This is a genomic window from Chitinibacter bivalviorum (genome assembly GCF_013403565.1).
Classification (GTDB): domain Bacteria; phylum Pseudomonadota; class Gammaproteobacteria; order Burkholderiales; family Chitinibacteraceae; genus Chitinibacter; species Chitinibacter bivalviorum.
This window is the reverse complement of sequence record NZ_CP058627.1, coordinates 1,919,735-1,937,582: the sequence shown is the minus strand read 5'-3', so window position 1 is coordinate 1,937,582 and position 17,848 is coordinate 1,919,735. Positions and strand designations below refer to the sequence as shown.

Genomic DNA, 17,848 nt, shown 5'->3' with positions numbered 1-17,848 from the left:
GGGATAGAGCGCATTCAAATTAGAATATGAATTTTGATCCCTTAGCAATCAAGTCGCCGTGTGCTAAGAAATTATGTCAATGGGTTTTATGCATAGGTGGCTACAGAATGCTGAGGTATCATGTGCTTAATGATGATCGCAAAATTAGGGAAGTTGCTCGTTAATGAAAATCGCCACTTGGAATGTCAATTCACTCAAGGTTCGTTTGCCGCAGGTGCTTGAATGGCTCGCCGCCAATTCGGATGTGACCGCGCTGTGTTTGCAAGAAACCAAAATGGATGACCCGGTTTTTCCGCTTGCGGAAATCACCGAGGCGGGTTTTCACGTTGCCTTTGCGGGGCAAAAAACATATAACGGCGTTGCGATTATTGCGCGTGCACCGATTGAAGATGTCGTGATTAATATTCCGGGTTTTGAAGATGCGCAAAAACGCGTGATCACCGCGACGGTCAATGGCGTGCGTCTAGTCGGTGCCTATATTCCGAATGGACAAGATTTAGAGTCAGATAAATACCAATATAAATTGGCCTGGCTTAATGCATTGATTTCGTGGCTAAAAACTGAAATGGCGGCTTATCCGCAATTGGCATTACTGGGCGATTACAATATTGCGCCCGAAGATCGTGATGTACATGATATTAAAAAATGGCAAGGTGGTGTATTAGTATCCGAGCCTGAGCGTGCAGCGTTTGAACAATTGCAAGCTTTGGGCTTGGTTGATGCATTTCGCCTATTTGAGCAAAGCGAAAAGTCATTTAGTTGGTGGGATTACCGCGGATTTTCATTTAAGAAAAATGCAGGTTTACGCATTGACCATATTTTATTATCGCAAGAATTGGCCGCTCGTTGCCGCGCCTGCTCGATCGATATTGAGCCGCGCAAAAATGAGCGTCCTTCCGATCACACCCCTGTCATAGCGACTCTGGATTAAGCATCATCATGGATAAAGCCAAACTTCTTTCTGGTAGTAGCCTGTTTTGTGAACTCAGCTACGCCGAATTGGCCGAATTGGCACAGCACGCGCAATCACGTTTAGTCCGCGCCAAGCAAATTGTATTGGCACAAGGCGAGCGCAGCGATGAAATGTACGCTGTTTTACATGGTCGCTTGAAAGTCATGCGCAGCAATACCGAAGGCCGCGAATTAACGCTGGCGATACTGGAAGCGGGCGAAGTATTCGGTGAGCTGGCCATGCTCGATGGTGGCCCGCGCACGGCGACGATTGAAGCACTGGAAGACTGTGAATTGCTGGTGCTGCAACGCGCGATGGTGGATCAATACCTCAACGCCCATCCACGTGTGATGCGCTCGATGATTCAAACCCTGTGCGAGCGTTTGCGCAGCGCCGATGAATTAGTGCAAGACACGCTCTTTTTGCCATTGCCGCAGCGTTTGGCCAAAGTGCTGCGCCAGTTGGCGCAAAATCACGGCGAGACGACCAATGAAGGCATTCGGATTGATTTGAAACTCACGCAGCAAGAGCTGGCCAATTTTGTTGGCGCGACGCGTGAGAGCGTGAACAAGCAACTTAGCGCTTGGGAAGCACAAGATTGGTTGCGGATGCGCGGGGGTTTTATTTTGCTCACGCAGCTGGATTTATTGCCCTAAATTGACACTTGCAGAGTGATGGCCATTCCCACTCGCGAAGTGCGGCGCCCATAAGGCGCGCAAGGGGGAAAAAAAGTCTGCGCTGCATGCTTTATTTTTCAGCCTGAGCTTTGCCTAGACTTGGAAAATGTGATTTTCAACTTTGTGGTCAGTTAGAAAAGCCGTCGCATGCGACGGCTTTATTTATTTCTGCGCTACCTTTTCGCCGATCGCCGAGCCCCAATCGTAATTGGCTTTCCACGCGCTATATACGAGGTTGGGGTACTCTGCTTTACCCAAGCTGCCGTTGTAACGGCCGAGTGCTCGGAATAAATCCCCATTCTCGATGTCAAGGTAGTGCCGCAAAATCGTACAGCCGTAGCGTAAATTGGTGTTGGGATCGAACAGGTTTTGTTCGGGCGTGCCGATCGAGCGTTGCCAGAAAGGCATCACTTGCATCAGCCCGCGTGCGCCCACGGGGCTAATGGCGTAACGATTAAACCCGCTTTCAATATGGATCAAGCCCAATACCATTTGTGGGTCTAGCCCCGCGCGTGAGGCTTCGTAATGAATGGCGGTTAATAATTTTCGACGCACAAATTCATCGGGAATACGCTTTTGCAGGCGAGCTGACATATCGGCCAGCCATGCCTCACCTTCGGCTTTATTACTGAAAATGAGTTTGGGCTCCATCCGATCGGCAATCGAGCGCTGCAAACTCGATTGCACCGAGGCCGAAAGATCTTCTTCACGCTGAGCACCTGCATAGGCTGCGGCGCTGAGTAATGAGCCAGCGAGGGCGATGGGCAGTAAAAACTTCAACATATTGAATTGCTTGACGATCTAATGAGCTTGAATTCTGGCGCTAAGGTGCGGCAGGGTCAATGCCTTACAGCGTTTTTCTACTTACCTGCGGTTCGATCTAGGCGCACTAAAAATAAGCAAGTAAGCAAATTCACCGTTTGCCTATCGGAAACAGTGAACATGGGGTTTACAGCATAATCCGAGCGCTATGATGAGTGTACGGGCTCGCTGCACTGGCGAGACTAGTGCAATTGTCCTTGGCTACACAAGGGGCTGCATCATGAATACGCAAAATACGCGGCAAAACGGGGTGGCCTCATTCACCGATCCACAGAATTTTTCGCTCGTTTTGGGCGGGCCTTTATTTCAATTGCTGTATCGGGCGCATTTGGTCGACGATGCTGAAGGCTTGGTTTGGCGACGGATTTGGGTGATCTCAGGTTTATGCTGGATCCCGCTGCTGTTGCTAAGCCTGCCTCACCATCAGGCCACGCTGGCCTCAGGCGCGTTGCCATTTTGGCAAGATGCCGATGTCCATATTCGCTTTTTGCTCGTCATTCCCATCCTGATTGCGGCCGAACTATTGGTGCACCTTCGGGTGCGCGGCGTAGTGCAACAATTCTTGCTGCGCGATTTAATCCCCGATGAAGCCATGGCGCAATTTAATGTCGCGATCGAACGGGCACTGCGGCTGCGCAACTCGGTGCTGGCCGAGCTGATTATTATTCTGGTCGTGACGCTGGGGTTTTATTTTCTCTGGCGCGATTATATGCAACTGGGCGTTAATACGTGGTTTGCCGTACATACGGCCGATGGTGTCGCATTCACGCCGGCGGGCTGGTGGTATGCCGTGGTGAGTTTGCCGGTGCTGCGCTTTTTATTGCTGCGTTGGTATTTCCGCGTTTTTATCTGGATCCGCTTTTTGTGGCAAGTTTCGCGCATAGAGCTGCGGCTTTTGCCGACGCATACCGACCGTTTGGGCGGCTTGGGTTTTATTGCGGGAACGTTTTATATTTTTATGCCACTGGCTGTCGCGCATGGTGCTTTGCTGGCGGGCGTATTGGCCAATCGAGTGCTGTATGACGGCGCGGTACTCACCCACTTCAAAGTCGAAATCGGCTTGATGGTGGTGTTTGTGCAATTGATGGTGCTAGCGCCGTTGTTGGTGTTTACCCTGCAACTGTCGCGCGCCAAACGCGCGGCCAATCGCGAATATGGTGCACTGGTCATGCAGCATAATCGCCAGTTTGAGCAAAAATGGCTGAGGGGAGAGACGAAACAATATCCCGACGATGAAGCAATTTTGGGCAATCCCGACGTGTCGTCCTTGGTCGATTTGGGCAGTAGCTACGATGTGGTGCGGCAAATGCGGATCGTACCAATTACCAAGGATGCAGTTTTAACTTTGGCCGCGGCCACCTTGCTGCCCTTAGTGCCTTTGCTGCTGACGATGATGCCGATGGAAGAGTTATTAAAACGGCTGCTGGGAATGTTGTTTTAAGCTGGATTTAATCGTGCCAAACCAACAAAAAGCCCATCACGAGGATGGGCTTTTTATCGGGTATATCTAGCAAAATATTGCAGCTATTTGCTTTGCTGCATATACCTGCTTAGGCAAGTTGTGATTTTACAAAGCTCACCGCTTCGCCAATCGCCACTTTCTGCATTTCACCTGCGCGGCGCGATACGTATTCCACTTCACCATTGGCCAGCGCTTTATCACCTACTGTGATGCGGTGTGGAATGCCGATCAATTCCATATCGGCAAACATCGAGCCCGGGCGCTCATTGCGATCGTCGAGCAATACGTCCACGCCCGCGGCGCTCAGATCGGCGTAGAGCTGATCTGCTGCGGCTTTGACCGCTTCCGATTTGTGGTAACCCACCGCCACCACCGCAACGGTAAATGGCGCCATCGCTTCAGGCCAGATAATGCCGCGTGCGTCATGGTTTTGCTCAATGGCCGCGCCGACAATGCGCGATACGCCGATCCCGTAGCAGCCCATTTCCATTGGCAGCAAGGTGTTTTGCTCGTTCAAGAACGTGCAATTCATCGCCGCTGAATACTTGGTGCGCAATTGGAAAATATGGCCGACTTCAATCCCACGGCACAATTCCAATACGCCACCTTTGCCATCTGGGCAACGATCGCCATTCACGACATTACGAATGTCAGCAACGACCGCTGGCTCGGGCAAATCACGACCAAAGTTCACGCCTGAGAGGTGGAATTTCGGTTTGTTGGCGCCACAAACAAAGTCGCTCATCGCGGCCACGGTGCGGTCGGCAATGATGCGGATATTTGCATTAACACCGACCGGGCCGATAAAGCCTGGTGGGCAGCTCAGATTGCTGCGAATTTCTTCTTCGGTTGCGAAGCGGAAATCAGCCATGCCTTCCACTTTACCGATTTTTACTTCGTTCAGGTTATGGTCGCCACGCAGCAGTGCGAGCACGAATTCGCCTGTTGTCGTCACCAAGGCAATCGCTTTCACAGTTTGCGTGACGCTGATACCCAGCAGGGCGGCAACGTCTTCGCACGCGGTTTGTTTCGGCGTATCGACTTCGGCCATGGCTTGCGTGGCCGCGGCGCGTGGGGCTTCGGGCGCGAAAGCCTCGGCCAATTCAACGTTGGCAGCGTAATCAGACGTTGGGCAGTAAGCCAACAGGTCTTCACCTGCGTCAGCCAATACGTGGAATTCGTGTGAGCCATCGCCGCCAATTGCACCCGTATCGGCTGCAACAGCACGGAATTTAAGGCCTAGGCGCGTAAACACCTGGGAGTATGCGCCGTACATTACATCGTACGTGGCTTTGAGTGAGTCAAAATCGGCGTGGAAAGAGTAGGCATCTTTCATCATGAATTCACGCGCGCGCATCACGCCAAAGCGGGGGCGGATTTCGTCGCGGAATTTGGTTTGCACCTGATAGAAATTCACTGGCAATTGCTTGTAGCTGCGCAACTCGGCGCGCGCGATGTCGGTGATGACTTCTTCATGCGTTGGGCCAAAGCAAAATTGACGCTCGTGACGGTCGGTGATCTTCAGCATTTGTGGGCCAAACACGTCCCAACGACCCGTTTCTTGCCACAATTCTGCTGGCTGTACCGCTGGCATCAGCAATTCTTGCGCGCCCGCGCGATTCATTTCTTGGCGCACCACGGCTTCCACTTTGCGCAGTACGCGCAAACCCAGCGGCATCCACGTGTAGAGGCCAGAGCCCAAACGTTTGATCAAGCCAGCGCGCAGCATCAGCTTGTGTGATAACAGCTCCGCCTCGGAAGGGGCTTCTTTTAAAGTCGAAATGAAAAGTTGCGAAGTGCGCATAATGGCGAATCCAGTTAAATTGCGTGGCCAGTCATAGCTGGGCAAAAGTTCCCGAGCAGCGTTATTTCGTCTTGCCGTACTCAATGTACTGTCTGCGACTCGATGCCTTGCCCGAGAATTTTTGCAGATTTAGGAGACCGAAAAAGGGGGCTATTTTAGCCGATCTGCGCTGATTATTCAGCAGCCTTGCTCTCATTCTCGGCGGCGCGTTCGGCTTCGAGCTTGGCGATTTCAGCGGCTTTCTGCTCAGCGCGTTTCACGGCAAATTTCGGGCGCAGCATATTCATCAGCACAATGTCGCGGCCTTTCATCAACAGCAGCAGCCAGATCACCAAAATCACGGCGTAAATGACGCTATCAGTGCGGATTGTCGGTGCAAAACGCTCCAGCAGCGGGTTGATGGCAAATTGCACGCTACCCAGTACGGCGAGCAAGAGCACGACGGTTGAAATGGCGCGTTCACGCAGGAAAGTACCGCGCAGCAAAACGCGCTGTTCCCAGCTGCTTAAACCAGCAAGTTCGGGTACGGAATCTGGACGGAAATAAATGGTCATATTCAGGCTGTTAAGTAAGTCACAATGGCGGCCAATGTTACGGGAAAAAGCATATAAAGCAAGCCCATACTTCCCGTTTTGCGCTTTCCATGTTATCAAGTAGGGATAAAAACGGAGACGATATCAATGAGTACGTGCTTTAAACAAACGACGCTTTCTCTGTGCTTGCTCGGGGCTGTGCTGAGCGGCGCAGCGTGGGCGGAAGAAGAACTCAAACGCATTCCTGCGCCTGAATTTGTGCAGGCCGAAATGCGCGGTGTTTTGTTGCCTGCTCAGCGTAAATTGGCCGCGACCAGTGCCGAGCTGAAACAAGCGAGCATCAATTTTTGTGCGGCACCTGATGCCGCCAATTTTGGCAAACTTCAGGCGCAATACCTCAATACCTTGTTGGCTTGGCGTGCGATTGAAGTGGCGCCGATGGGGCCCAGTAGTGAAGCCTCGGTCGGGCGAATTATGGCCAGCGATAGCGCCGCACCCGATAAAATCCTGACCTTGGCGAAGGATATGCCAGCGCTGCCCATGGTCGATGGCAAGGCATTGCATGAGTCCGACACATTGCCTGCATGGGGTATTGGCTTAAAGACCATTGAATCTCTGCTCTATACTAATAAACCCGAGCAGAGTATCAAGTTGCTCAGCACGGGTAAAAACTGTGATTACCTGCAATGGCAAGGGCAGATTGTGGCTTATAAATCAGAAACCCTGCTGCGAGCTTGGACGGGTTTTAGCAATGGCGTCGGCTACGATGTCAGCTACCCGCGACAATTTCAGACTGAATACCTCAATCGCTTGGTCGAAGGCGCGCGTGAAATCGCGCAGCAAAAAGTGGGCTTGACCCCTAAATCGGTCTGGCAGGATCAGCTATCAGGTGCCACCGCGCAAGGCTTAATGGCCAATGTGGCGGGGATGCGGGTACTGCTGTTGGGGGCTGATGGCGGGGTGGGTCTGGATGACTTTCTGATTAGCCGTGGCCACCAGAAAATTTGGGATCAAGTCGCGAGCAAATTGGCGCGCCTCGAGGCCGTAACGCGGCTCACGGTAGATAGTCGCAGTGAACAAACAGCCCAAAATATCGCCAATGCGGCCAATGCGCTGGCTGATGTGTTGGAGAAAGACGTAGCTGCTGCGCTCAATATTAAAATAGGCAAAGCAAAATAACTCGCTCTAGCCAGTAAAACCGCCTCCGACCACTGCTAATCGAGTGGCCGGAATGGCGGTTTTTTTACGCCTATCGTTTTGATCAAAGCTCGTCGAGCAATTTGCCGCCCCAGCCCCAGTCTTCCTCAGGTTTTTCATCAATCGCTACCACGACATATTCGGCGGGTTTGCAGGCGATGCGCACCATCGTATCGGTAAATTCGGCGACGATTTTCTGTTTTTGCTCGCGGCTTAATTCGCCGGCGATTCGCAAATTGATATAAGGCATGGCTGACTCCTAATGGAAAAAAGTTTTAACGAAAGCGTCACATAAGAGTTCTATGATGCGCGCTTGCTGATCCTAGGGATAACCCTCATGTTACGCCGTTGCCTCGCGATTTTGTTGCTGAGTTGTTCTGCCGCGACTTATGCCGATCTCACCGTTGGTCTTTTAACATCGCGCGCTTCCGAGCAAACCGTTGAAGATTGGCAACCCGTACTGGATGATCTGGCCGCGGCCACGGGGCAAAAAGTGAAGGGCGTGGTGCTCACCGATCATGCTGAACTTTTACGCCGATTGCAAAGTAAAGAAATCCAAATTGCCCGCGTCGATAATAAATTGGCACTCGATGCGGTGGAAAAAGCCAATTGCGAGGTATTTGCCCGGCTGGCGATTACCGGTGGCGTGAGCGAATACCGCAGTGTGATGTTGGTGCGTAAAGATAGCCCGATTAAAAATGCAGATCAGCTGCTCGATATGCCGAAAAAGTTGCGCTACGCAGGCGGCAAACCAGGCACGACGGCCGAATACCTTATTCCGCAATATCATCTATTCATGAAGCGCAATGTACTCAGTGAGCAGTACTTTACGCAAAACATGCAAGTGGGGACGGAGGACGCATTTATTGCGCTGGCCCGCAAGCAAGTCGATGTGGCCGTGAGCAATACGGTGGACTTAGAACAGCTCAAAGAAAAATATCCGCGCGATTTTTCGCAAATGCGCGTGGTGTGGGAGTCGCCCAATTTTGCATTTGACCCGCTGATTATGCGCAATGATTTACCGGCAGCGCAAAAAAATACCATCAGCCAGTTTTTCCTCGATTATGGTCGTAAAGGCGCGAACGTAGCACAGGCTAAGCAGCGCTTGTATTACGCTGACCAGCTTTCAGGTTTTGTGCGGGCGGATAATCGCACCTTGCGCCAAGTGACTGATTTGCAATTGTTTCATGACTTATTTCGACTGACTTTTAATAATCAATTAGCGGCGGATGCCAAAAATGCGCAGCAAAAAGCCTACTACCAGCGCTACAACCAATTGGTGGGTTTGCTCGGCGGCGCTAAGTAATTTACCGCGGTTTTGGCATCGAATTTCAAAGTAGCTTTAAAATTTTTTTAAGTTTTTTGCATGAGGGGGTTGACGAGATCTGGCGATTCCCATAATATGCGCAGCCTTGAGGGGGGATTACCCCAGCGGTCAACGGGTCCGGACTGTAAATCCGGCGGCTCAGCCTTCGAAGGTTCGAATCCTTCTCCCCCCACCAGATTCAGCAAAAAAGCCCTAGTCGAAGGACTAGGGCTTTTTTGTTTTACTGCGTCGTAAATGACCAGCGTAAATCAAATGTGCGCAGCTCTTTGCTGGCGCTTAAATATTGCCCGGTGGCCCAAACTGTATAGTTTGTGCGTGGCGCCAGCGGTGTATGCGGTACGGCAATGATGACATTGCTGGTTTCGACAATCTGCGGGCTGCTGCTATGATCTCGCGCAGTGACTGCAATTTCACTGCTGCAATTGGCATAGACTTTCAATTGGGTGAGCGTGAGCTCGCTGCCAAAATTGCCTTGCAAGCTAATCGGGTAACCGACGTTTTTGTGGCTATAAGGCGTGCCGCCGAGTGGGTCGGGCGTTTCACTATCCTGCCAATAGCTGCGAATTTGTGTTGCCCCTGCGTAGGGGTAGGCCACAAGCTCAAAATCGCTGATTCCCGCGCGGTAGTTGGCAAAATCCTGTGTGCTGTAGGCTACGCCTTTGCTACTGACTGCATAACCACTGCCCATGGCAAGATATTCACTCAACATGATGACTCGGTGCAGTGGGGCGTCAAATAAATCGGCGATGGCGCGACTGGCTGAGGTGCCCGAGCCGCTCATCGCGCTGGCGATTTCGCCACTAAAACTGAGTGGCGGATCATAGACCTGTTGGATACGTTCAAAGGGTGTTGCAGCGGTAAAGCCGATATTGCCCGGTATTTCGTCATGGCTGAGGATTTCATTGAGCTGCATATAGCTGCTGTGTTGCCCGGCGGAGAGGTTTAATGCGGGCTCTACGGTGAGTGCGGGTAGGCTCAATTCGGCGCGGATGGCATTGGTGTATTGATTGAGGTCGCCAATGTTATCGCCAGTACTTTGAAAACCATTGGCACTTGGCCCCGCAGCGGCTTTGAGGATGACGGCGTTTGAGGTACTGGGGGGAATCTCGGTACACAGATTGTTACTGCTTTGCTGTGGAGGCTGCGAGCTGTTGCCGCTAGTGCTACTGTTGTTGCCACCACTCCCTCCACCGCAAGCAACCAACAGCAGCGCGAAGCTGAAGACGCCGATTGAATAGAGCCGTTTGATTTCGGTCATCAGGGTCTCCAGCATGCCAATGGTTAAGACGAGTGTTGTCCACTGATCTCAATATAGCGATGCTGGCGTAAAGGCCAAGCTGGCCCCTATAAGGTATTTTGCTTAGCAATTGCCCGATTGCGACAGGCTGCGTAGGGGCGCTTCGGTCATTAAAGCGATTTGCTCGCGCAGCTCCAATATCCGGTCTTGCCAATAGATGGGGGAATTAAACCAAGGAAAGGCAGCAGGAAAGGCTGGATCGTGCCAGCGGCGCGCCAGCCAGGCGCTGTAGTGCAGCAGACGCAGCGTGCGCAATGCTTCCAGCAATTGCAGCTGCATGGGGTCAAAATCCATAAAGTCTTCATAACCGGCCAGAATGTCATTGAGCTGCGCCTGTTGTTCCTGGCGCTCGCCCGACAGCAGCATCCATAAATCTTGAATCGCAGGCCCATTGCGCGCATCGTCAAAATCGACGAAATGCGGCCCAGCGTCAGTCCACAGGACATTGCTGGCATGGCAATCGCCGTGTAGGCGAATTTGCTCCACATCGCCCGCGCGATCAAAGCAAGCTGCGATACCTTCGAGTGCTTGTTTGGTGATGGCCACGTAGGCGGCGCGTAAATCGGCTGGAATTAACTCGCTGGCAAGCAGATACTCGACTGAGTCACGACCAAAACTTTGCAGATTCAGGGTCGGGCGCTCTGTGAAATGATGCGTTTGCCCAACGGCATGAATGCGCCCCAGAAAGCGCCCCAACCATTCACGGGTATCGCGCTGATCCAGCTCAGGTGGGCGGCCGCCGCGACGTGGGAAAATCGCAAAGCGAAAACCTTGTTCGCTATGCAGGGTATTTCCATCAAGGCTAATTGGTGCAACGACTGGAATCTCATACCCTGCCAATTCTTCGCAAAAAGCGTGTTCTTCCAAAATTTGCGCATTACTCCAGCGCGCAGGGCGGTAAAACTTAGCGATAATAAAACGTCCCCAAGGATTGTCTTCTTCCAGGCCGATTTGATAGACGCGATTTTCATAGCTATTGAGCGCCAACAAATGGCCCGAAGTGCGCAGGCCTAATTGTTCAATTGCGCTTAATATCAAATCGGGGGTCAGTTCGGCGTAGGGCGCGGTGAGGGGGGCTGTGTGGGGCATGTGGCTTAATATCAAAGACAGAAGCTCGAACATACGGCAAAGTGGGGTCGATGACCACCCTTTACAGGCCGCAATCGGCAATTGAAAGTGCTCATTGTGTGCAACGTGATAGCTAAATTACGCAAATACGCCTTAAATGCGGTGCTGAACAAGGCGTTAGGTTTTTTCATCCAACATTAAACGCTAAACTAACGCGACTAACCATTGCCATCAATCTTGCGGGATACCCGTTTTATGAGGCCTGATTTATTGTCTCCCACGCTGGAGTCACCCACCGAGCTTGCTGCTTTGCGCCCCAATGACGAAGGCTTGCAGCGGCACTCTGCACGCGTCAAACGCGAGCGCCGGCTACAGCGCGAACATTTGGCGCTTAGCTTGGCATGCTTGTCTTTATTGCTGCCATTATTGCTTTTGCAGCTGGACTGGTCTTGGTGGCAGGTGTGGGTATTGCCGCTGATTTCTTCCGCTGCTTTTTTTCGCGCGGCTTGGGCTTTGCATCAGGAGCAGTTGGAATGGGAGCTGCGGCTGGTGACGCTGGCCGTTGTGCTGCCGATTGCGCTGTCTGGGCTTTGGGCTTGGCAGATGAAAGACGCTGTGCCGCCTTCAGCGCTGATCTTGCCTTTTGTGTTGCCACCGGTGTTATTGCTGCTGGCCGGATTGCCCACGCCCCGTTATGCCTTGGCTGCGCTCGCTAATGCGGCCGTGATCGCGGGTATTTTGACGGCGAGTGTCTGGCCATTTTTGCCGTGTGCCGCTGCACTCTTGGTGTTGGCTCTTGTTACTGTTGTTGGGATTAACGTTGTGCAGCGTTTGCAAAGCCATCAGATGCGCCTGTGGACGATGCGCCAACGGGTATCGGAAAACGCCGAGAAAATGGCCGAGCGCAATCAGAAAATGCGCAAATTGGCTTTTGAAGACCCACTCACTGGCCTATCAAATCGGCTTGATCTGATCAATAAATTACGCCAAATCTTAAAAAATCCACATGAAGAAGCGATCAATACCGTGGTGTTTCTAATCGATTTGGACTTTTTCAAAAATGTGAATGACGAATATGGTCATGCTGCTGGCGATGCTTTGTTGATTGAAATTGCGCGTCGTTTTAGGGCTTTGGTGCGCAAAGGCGATCTGGTGTGCCGCCTCGGCGGCGATGAGTTCGTCATTATGTTTCGCGGGATTAGCTCGAAAGACGAAATCACATTGGTCGCAGACAAAATCTTGGCCAAATTAGCCGAGCCAGTTTGGTATAAGGATCAACTGCTGCCGCTGGGTGGCAGTATCGGCATCGCGCCGTGGGAGCCTGATTTACGCTCGCCAGCGAGCTGGTTACAGCAAGCCGATGGTGCGATGTATCAGGCCAAAGCGGGTGGGCGCAATCGCTATATGATGGCTGGCGTCGCGGACACGCCGATTGAGCCCAAGGTGGCGCAGTGAGCGACGCCTTATTGCAATTGCAAAATCTGACGCTGCGATTTGGTGCGCAGGCCGAGCCGGTGGTGCGAGAAGTTAATTTAACGCTCAAAGCGGGTGAAAAACTCGCCTTGGTGGGCGAATCTGGCTCGGGTAAAAGCGTCTTGGCGCGATCGATTTTGCAACTGGATCGCCATGTCTTAGGCTCGGGTGCAATTCAATATGCCGGCCAAGAGCTGCTGGGTGCACCCAATGCGCTATTGCGCGAAATCCGTGGGCGGCGGATCGCGATGATTTTTCAAGAGCCGATGACGGCCTTGAATCCTTTGCAGACCGTAGGCCAGCAGATTAGTGAAATTTTGCTGATGTCTATGGGGTATTCGACCAAAACGGCGAACCAGCGGGCGATTGAGCTATTACTCCGTACCGGTATATCGGATGCCGCTGACAAGCTAAATCGCTTTCCACACCAGCTTTCGGGCGGCCAGCGCCAGCGCGTGATGATCGCCATGGCCTTGGCGGGTGAGCCCGAGATTCTGATTGCCGATGAGCCAACGACCGCGCTGGATGTGACCGTGCAGGCGCAAATTCTGACTTTGCTGGCCGATATTCAGCGCGAACGAAATATGGCCGTGCTGCTGATTTCGCATGATTTGAATCTGGTGCGGCGCTTTTGCAATCAAGAGGGCGATCATGTGGCGGTGATGCAGCGGGGGCAAATTGTGGAGTATGGCCCCACAGAAGCCTTGTTTGCCGCGCCACAGCATCATTACACGCAAACCCTCCTCGCGGCCCGCCCACAGCGGATGGCTGCGTTGCAGCCTGCGCCGCAGCCTGCCAGCCTGCTCGTGCGTCAACTGAGCCATGCCTACAGTCAGGCGGGGCGCTATTTCTGGCAGAAAGCATGGGTCACGGTGTTGCAGCCTATCGATTTAACGCTACAAGCGGGCGAGACGTTGGCGGTGGTGGGTGAGTCCGGCAGCGGTAAAACCACGCTGGTGCTTTCGCTCTTGCGCTTACTGCAAGCAGGGCGAACGGGGGGCGAGGTTGATCTGAATGGCGAGCGTTTTGACGCTTTGAGTGGCGATGCCCTGCGCACGGCACGGCGCGAAATACAAATCGTTTTTCAAGACCCATTTGCCGCCTTATCGCCACGGATGAGCGTGGCCGAGATTGTTGCTGAGGGTTTGCGGGTTCATCAGCCGACATTGAGCGCGAGCGAGCGTCGCCAGCGTGCGGCGCAGGCCTTGCTAGAAGTGGGGCTGAGCGCTGAAATGATGGATCGTTTTCCGCATGAATTTTCGGGCGGGCAGCGGCAGCGTATTGCCATTGCGCGTGCCTTGATTATTTCGCCGCGCATTTTGATCTTGGATGAGCCGACCTCGGCGCTGGATGCCACGATACAGCAACAGATTTTGCAGTTATTGGCCGATCTACAGCGCCAGCGTGGTTTGAGTTATATCTTGGTGAGCCATGATCTGGCGGTAGTGCGGGCGATGGCGCATCGGGTGATTGTGCTGCGCGCAGGCGTGGTGCAAGAGCAGGGCGAGATTGATGCTGTTTTTCAGCAGCCCCAATCAGTTTATACCCAGCAATTGCTCAGCGTTGCTATTGAATAGATATGTTGGGTATATCATTGAAACCAAATTAGATGAAGGGCTTCATGAATATACCCTTTGTATTTTTGAGAAGCCTCAGAATTTAATGCAAGGTCGCCCTTCTTTGAGTGCATAGCACGGGCAGTTTTCAAATCGCCCGTTCGGTGCAACGATGAGCGTGTGCTCGCCCAGCTTGCACCAGCGCCCTGTACCGGGCTCTTTCGCGTGATCGATATCCAAATTTCGGCTACTTTCTGATTTGGCCGCCACACTGTAGTGGCCATGATCATCATCCCAAACTTGAATCACTACATCACTTTGGTTGTGTATCTGGCCATTCAATGGCCATGGCCAATGACCATCACGTTCCTTTTCCTGCATGATGGTAAAAAATAATCCAAAGGCCACTGCGCACAGCAGCGATAAAGCCAGAATGACGGTGCGTATTTTCAATTTGGAAATCCTATCCAGTGTTCTTAGCGATTGCTTTTGCGCCAATCCCAAGGCGGGGTGGGGTTGGCATCGGCCCACAGCCCTTTTTGCTGCTGCTGAGCAGCGGCTTGGGCGGCTTCATACGCGGCAAAATCAGCACCACTTTGCGATTTACGCGCATATTGCGTGTAATGCCAAGCGTAGCCTGCGCTCAGTTGCGCCAGATTAATATCGCGCTGATCTTTTTCGATGCGCGCCACGCCGCGGCCGTAGCGATCCACTTCGTCAATATGCGCGGTGACTTCTTGTCGATAGACCAGTTCAGATAATTGCTGTTTCGCTGCTTGCCCGAAAGGCATTGCTTTTTCTGGGGCATCAATATAAGCCAAGCGCAATTTGTACTGCTTTTTATCCTGATCGAGCAAAGTAATGGTATCGCCATCGGCGACGCTCACCACTTCGCCTGTGACCGTGCTGTTGGCCGTGATTGCGCCTGGTGCGCTTGGGGTTTGATTCGTCCAGCTCCAGATGGCGAGCGCCACAATAATCAGCGCTGAAAGACGTTGCTTCCAGTTGCTGGCGGTGAATAAGCGAATAAAAGCGCGTTGCTGAGATTGGGTAATTTTCATTCAAATTAATGGCAAGTTGGAGGGGCGGAAGGTTTCACAAAGCCAGCTTTGATCGCCTGATACAAAATAATCGGCCAATCGAGGCTGCCCAGCGTGGGGCGTGCAGTATACACGTCGTAATTCACTGCTTTCAGTTTGCTAATGATGCGATCGGCCGAGAGCACGATGGTTCGAATCTCTAGCCCAATGCGTCCCGGCAAGGCGACACCCAGTGGCGACCCGGCTCGCAGCATTTTACGGCTGCGATCGCATTGATAAGCCAGCAGGCGCGCAAAGGCGGGGCTGGTTTGGCCAGCAAAGAGCATAGCTTCAGTGAGGCCAAATTTGGCTAATTCATCCTGTGGCAGGTAGATGCGGTCTTTTTTCAAGTCGATCGCGACATCTTGCCAGAAGTTAATTAATTGCAGTGCGGTACAAATGCCATCGGATTGCGCCAGCATTTTGGCATCGGTAAAGCCGAAAATATGCAGCAGAATACGCCCAACGGGGTTGGCTGAACGGCGGCAATAATCGATGACTTCACCAAAATTTTGATAGCGGGTTTTCACGACATCTTGTCGAAAAGCGGAAAACAGATCTTCAAACAATTGCAAGGGGATTTGATATTGCGCCACCACAGCCGAGAGCGCTTGAAACCGAGCGGTCAGAGGCGTTTGGCCTAGCTCAATGCGCTGCAATTCAGCGCTGCATTCATTCAGCGCCGCAATGCGATCTTGAGCCAATGCATCGCCTTCATCCGCCAGATCATCGGCATAGCGCGCGACGTGATAGACCACCGCAATCGGCTTGCGAAAGGCTTTGGGCAAGAGAAAAGACCCCACGGGGAAGTTTTCGTAATGCTGGACTGTTTGATCTGGGGTAAACATAACAAATCCTTAACAAGTGCTGACGATTGCTGGTTTTATTTGTCGTCAATGCTATAGTAAGCACACGTAAATCGCTTACGTATTCAAACTAAGTAGTAAAGCAAAAATTCCCACGCTGAGTAACAATGCCTTGCAGCACGATTTGTACTGATCTTCGGCTGAGTGCCTTGCGTGAAAATTTTTGTCCAATAACTCATATTTTAGGGGAAAGCAATGTTGAAAAAACTACTATTGGCTGTTGTGACTAGCGTGGCATTAATGGGCTCAGCTTGGGCTGCGGTTGATCTCAATACGGCCAATCAGCAACAACTTGAATCACTGAAAGGCATCGGCCCAGAAAAAGCGAAAGACATTATTGAATACCGTAACAAAAACGGCGCATTCAAAACCCCTGAGGACATTATGAAAGTGCCTGGCATCAAAGAAGGTACTTACGCCAAAATCAAAGGCGAGATCAGTGTTGGCGGCAAAGTTGCTGCGCCTGCTGCTGCAGCGAAAGCGACCGCTAAACCAGAAGCTGCTAAAGCTACTACTGCAGCACCAAAAGCAACCGCAGCGCCAAAAGCGAGCGCTCCAGCTAAAAAATAAGCCGCAATTGAGCGATAAAAAAACCGGATCAATGATCCGGTTTTTTTATGTGCGAGGCGTCAAAGCTGAAAATTACTCAGCGATTTTCGCTTTAGCTACCAAGTCTTCCACCATTTTTTGGATACGCTGAGCTTGCATTTGCTGTTCCAATTGTGGTTTTACTTCTTCGTAAGAAGGACCTTTGGCATCACGAACGTCGTCCACTTTGATGATGTGGAAGCCAAATTGCGTTTTCACAGCTTTTTCGCTGATTTTGCCTTTAGGCATTTTGGTCATTGCTTCGCTAAATTCTTTCACGAAGTTGTTTGGATTAGCCCAACCCAAATCGCCGCCGTTGCTGCCGCTGCCTTTGTCCATTGATTTGTCTTTGGCCAAGTCTTCAAACTTTTTGCCTTTTTTCAAATCAGCCAAGATAGCGTTAGCTTCTGGTTCTGTTGCCACCAGAATGTGACGAGCTTTGTATTCTTTGCCGCCGAAGTTAACTTTGATTTTGTCGTATTCTTTGCGTACTTCAGCATCAGTAATTGGGTTAGCTTTCACGTACTGGCTAACAAAAGCACCAATCACCAGACGCTGTTTCATCATTTCCATTTGCGCGATCAGATCAGGGTTTTTCTCAACGCCTTTTTTCAGCGCTTCTTGGTAAACCACTTCGTTTTTGATCAATTCATCTTTGACTTTAGCACGCAGTTCTGGCGTGTCTTTCTGGCCGCGTTGTGCCAGATCTTTTACAAACAGGTCAGCGCGCGCTGCCGGAATTGCTACACCATTTACTGTGGCCAAAGTGCCTGCTGGCGCTGCGAATACACCAGCTGACAAGCTAACAGCAGCAACAGCCAAGGCCAAACGGTTTGCTTTAAACATTCGATTTCCTTCGTAAATAAAAACAGCTAAATCAAAATTCATCCGGTGTTAAAGCGCGGATACTGAGGGCGTGTATGCGATGCGGAATCAAGTCAGCTAAAGGTTGGTACACCATCCGGTGCCGCTCCAATGACTTTTTGCCGACAAACTCGTTCGATACGACGGTTAATTCAAAATGCCCACCGCCGCCGGCTGCGCCAGCGTGGCCAGCGTGTGAGGCGCTATCGTCAAAAAGCTCAATGCTTTCAGCGTTTAAGGCACTCAAACGGGCGCGGATTTCTTCGGCGATGCTCATGATACC

At 51.8% G+C, this 17,848-nt stretch carries 19 protein-coding genes and 1 tRNA gene; 9 read left to right on the top strand and 11 right to left on the bottom strand.

Annotated features, from left to right (window positions below):
- Window positions 1–163 precede the first annotated feature (163 nt).
- Together xth and HQ393_RS09175 are read left to right on the top strand one after the other, a co-directional pair.
- A complete protein-coding gene (gene xth / locus HQ393_RS09180) occupies window positions 164–931 on the top strand; it encodes an exodeoxyribonuclease III (protein WP_179354921.1) in 768 nt (255 codons plus the stop codon).
- A gap of 8 nt (window positions 932–939) precedes the next feature.
- Window positions 940–1,608 (top strand): Crp/Fnr family transcriptional regulator, encoded by a 669-nt coding sequence (locus HQ393_RS09175; RefSeq protein ID WP_179354920.1) that lies wholly within the window; start codon window positions 940–942, stop codon window positions 1,606–1,608.
- 183 nt (window positions 1,609–1,791) lie between these two features.
- On the opposite strand, the gene HQ393_RS09170 is transcribed toward HQ393_RS09175, so the two are convergent.
- Window positions 1,792–2,412 (bottom strand): lytic transglycosylase domain-containing protein, encoded by a 621-nt coding sequence (locus HQ393_RS09170; RefSeq protein ID WP_179354919.1) that lies wholly within the window; start codon window positions 2,410–2,412, stop codon window positions 1,792–1,794.
- A gap of 259 nt (window positions 2,413–2,671) precedes the next feature.
- Here HQ393_RS09170 and HQ393_RS09165 point away from each other — a divergent pair, with 259 nt between their 5' ends.
- On the top strand, window positions 2,672–3,892 hold the full coding sequence (locus tag HQ393_RS09165; protein WP_179354918.1) for a hypothetical protein: 1,221 nt from the start codon (window positions 2,672–2,674) through the stop codon (window positions 3,890–3,892).
- 109 nt (window positions 3,893–4,001) lie between these two features.
- Here the strand turns inward: HQ393_RS09165 and HQ393_RS09160 are convergent, their stop codons facing one another.
- Complete coding sequence (locus HQ393_RS09160; RefSeq protein WP_179354917.1) at window positions 4,002–5,717, bottom strand: proline--tRNA ligase; 1,716 nt, start codon at window positions 5,715–5,717, stop codon at window positions 4,002–4,004.
- A 173-nt stretch (window positions 5,718–5,890) separates the two neighbouring features.
- Window positions 5,891–6,271 carry a hypothetical protein gene (locus HQ393_RS09155; protein WP_179354916.1) on the bottom strand — a complete coding sequence of 127 codons (381 nt, stop codon included), beginning with the start codon at window positions 6,269–6,271 and terminating at the stop codon, window positions 5,891–5,893.
- 126 nt (window positions 6,272–6,397) lie between these two features.
- Between HQ393_RS09155 and HQ393_RS09150 the strand changes: the two genes are divergently transcribed.
- Complete coding sequence (locus HQ393_RS09150; protein ID WP_179354915.1) at window positions 6,398–7,429, top strand: imelysin family protein; 1,032 nt, start codon at window positions 6,398–6,400, stop codon at window positions 7,427–7,429.
- Window positions 7,430–7,511: 82 nt separating this feature from the next.
- On the opposite strand, the gene HQ393_RS09145 is transcribed toward HQ393_RS09150, so the two are convergent.
- Window positions 7,512–7,697 carry a tautomerase family protein gene (locus HQ393_RS09145; RefSeq protein ID WP_179354914.1) on the bottom strand — a complete coding sequence of 62 codons (186 nt, stop codon included), beginning with the start codon at window positions 7,695–7,697 and terminating at the stop codon, window positions 7,512–7,514.
- 87 nt (window positions 7,698–7,784) lie between these two features.
- On the opposite strand from HQ393_RS09145, the gene phnD reads away from it, so the two are divergent.
- Both phnD and HQ393_RS09135 read left to right on the top strand, forming a co-directional pair.
- On the top strand, window positions 7,785–8,753 hold the full coding sequence (gene phnD, locus HQ393_RS09140) for a phosphate/phosphite/phosphonate ABC transporter substrate-binding protein (protein WP_179354913.1): 969 nt from the start codon (window positions 7,785–7,787) through the stop codon (window positions 8,751–8,753).
- 110 nt (window positions 8,754–8,863) lie between these two features.
- Window positions 8,864–8,949, top strand: a tRNA-Tyr gene (locus tag HQ393_RS09135).
- Between the two features lie 45 nt (window positions 8,950–8,994).
- On the opposite strand, the gene HQ393_RS09130 is transcribed toward HQ393_RS09135, so the two are convergent.
- A complete protein-coding gene (locus HQ393_RS09130) occupies window positions 8,995–10,032 on the bottom strand; it encodes a CAP domain-containing protein (RefSeq protein WP_179354912.1) in 1,038 nt (345 codons plus the stop codon).
- Between the two features lie 102 nt (window positions 10,033–10,134).
- A complete protein-coding gene (locus HQ393_RS09125) occupies window positions 10,135–11,160 on the bottom strand; it encodes a serine/threonine protein kinase (RefSeq protein ID WP_179354911.1) in 1,026 nt (341 codons plus the stop codon).
- A 234-nt stretch (window positions 11,161–11,394) separates the two neighbouring features.
- Between HQ393_RS09125 and HQ393_RS09120 the strand changes: the two genes are divergently transcribed.
- Window positions 11,395–12,594 (top strand): GGDEF domain-containing protein, encoded by a 1,200-nt coding sequence (locus HQ393_RS09120; RefSeq protein WP_179354910.1) that lies wholly within the window; start codon window positions 11,395–11,397, stop codon window positions 12,592–12,594.
- Window positions 12,591–14,189 (top strand): ABC transporter ATP-binding protein, encoded by a 1,599-nt coding sequence (locus HQ393_RS09115; protein WP_179354909.1) that lies wholly within the window; start codon window positions 12,591–12,593, stop codon window positions 14,187–14,189. The genes HQ393_RS09120 and HQ393_RS09115 overlap by 4 nt, the downstream gene beginning before the upstream one ends.
- 75 nt (window positions 14,190–14,264) lie before the next feature.
- On the opposite strand, the gene HQ393_RS09110 is transcribed toward HQ393_RS09115, so the two are convergent.
- Genes HQ393_RS09110 through hpnC form a run of 3 tightly spaced genes read right to left on the bottom strand, consistent with a single transcriptional unit; the run spans window position 14,265 to window position 16,095 of the window.
- Complete coding sequence (locus HQ393_RS09110) at window positions 14,265–14,621, bottom strand: hypothetical protein (RefSeq protein ID WP_179354908.1); 357 nt, start codon at window positions 14,619–14,621, stop codon at window positions 14,265–14,267.
- 23 nt (window positions 14,622–14,644) lie between these two features.
- Entirely contained in the window at window positions 14,645–15,229 is a 585-nt protein-coding gene (locus HQ393_RS09105) for a thermonuclease family protein (RefSeq protein WP_179354907.1), read from the bottom strand.
- A 5-nt stretch (window positions 15,230–15,234) separates the two neighbouring features.
- Window positions 15,235–16,095: a squalene synthase HpnC gene (gene hpnC / locus HQ393_RS09100; RefSeq protein WP_179354906.1), complete on the bottom strand. Its 861-nt coding sequence runs from the start codon at window positions 16,093–16,095 to the stop codon at window positions 15,235–15,237.
- Between the two features lie 213 nt (window positions 16,096–16,308).
- On the opposite strand from hpnC, the gene HQ393_RS09095 reads away from it, so the two are divergent.
- Entirely contained in the window at window positions 16,309–16,683 is a 375-nt protein-coding gene (locus HQ393_RS09095; RefSeq protein WP_179354905.1) for a ComEA family DNA-binding protein, read from the top strand.
- Window positions 16,684–16,755: 72 nt separating this feature from the next.
- On the opposite strand, the gene HQ393_RS09090 is transcribed toward HQ393_RS09095, so the two are convergent.
- Both HQ393_RS09090 and HQ393_RS09085 read right to left on the bottom strand, forming a co-directional pair.
- Window positions 16,756–17,547, bottom strand: coding sequence for a peptidylprolyl isomerase (locus HQ393_RS09090; RefSeq protein WP_179354904.1), 792 nt, complete (start codon window positions 17,545–17,547; stop codon window positions 16,756–16,758).
- Between the two features lie 31 nt (window positions 17,548–17,578).
- Window positions 17,579–17,842, bottom strand: coding sequence for a BolA family protein (locus tag HQ393_RS09085; protein WP_179354903.1), 264 nt, complete (start codon window positions 17,840–17,842; stop codon window positions 17,579–17,581).
- Window positions 17,843–17,848 lie beyond the last annotated feature (6 nt).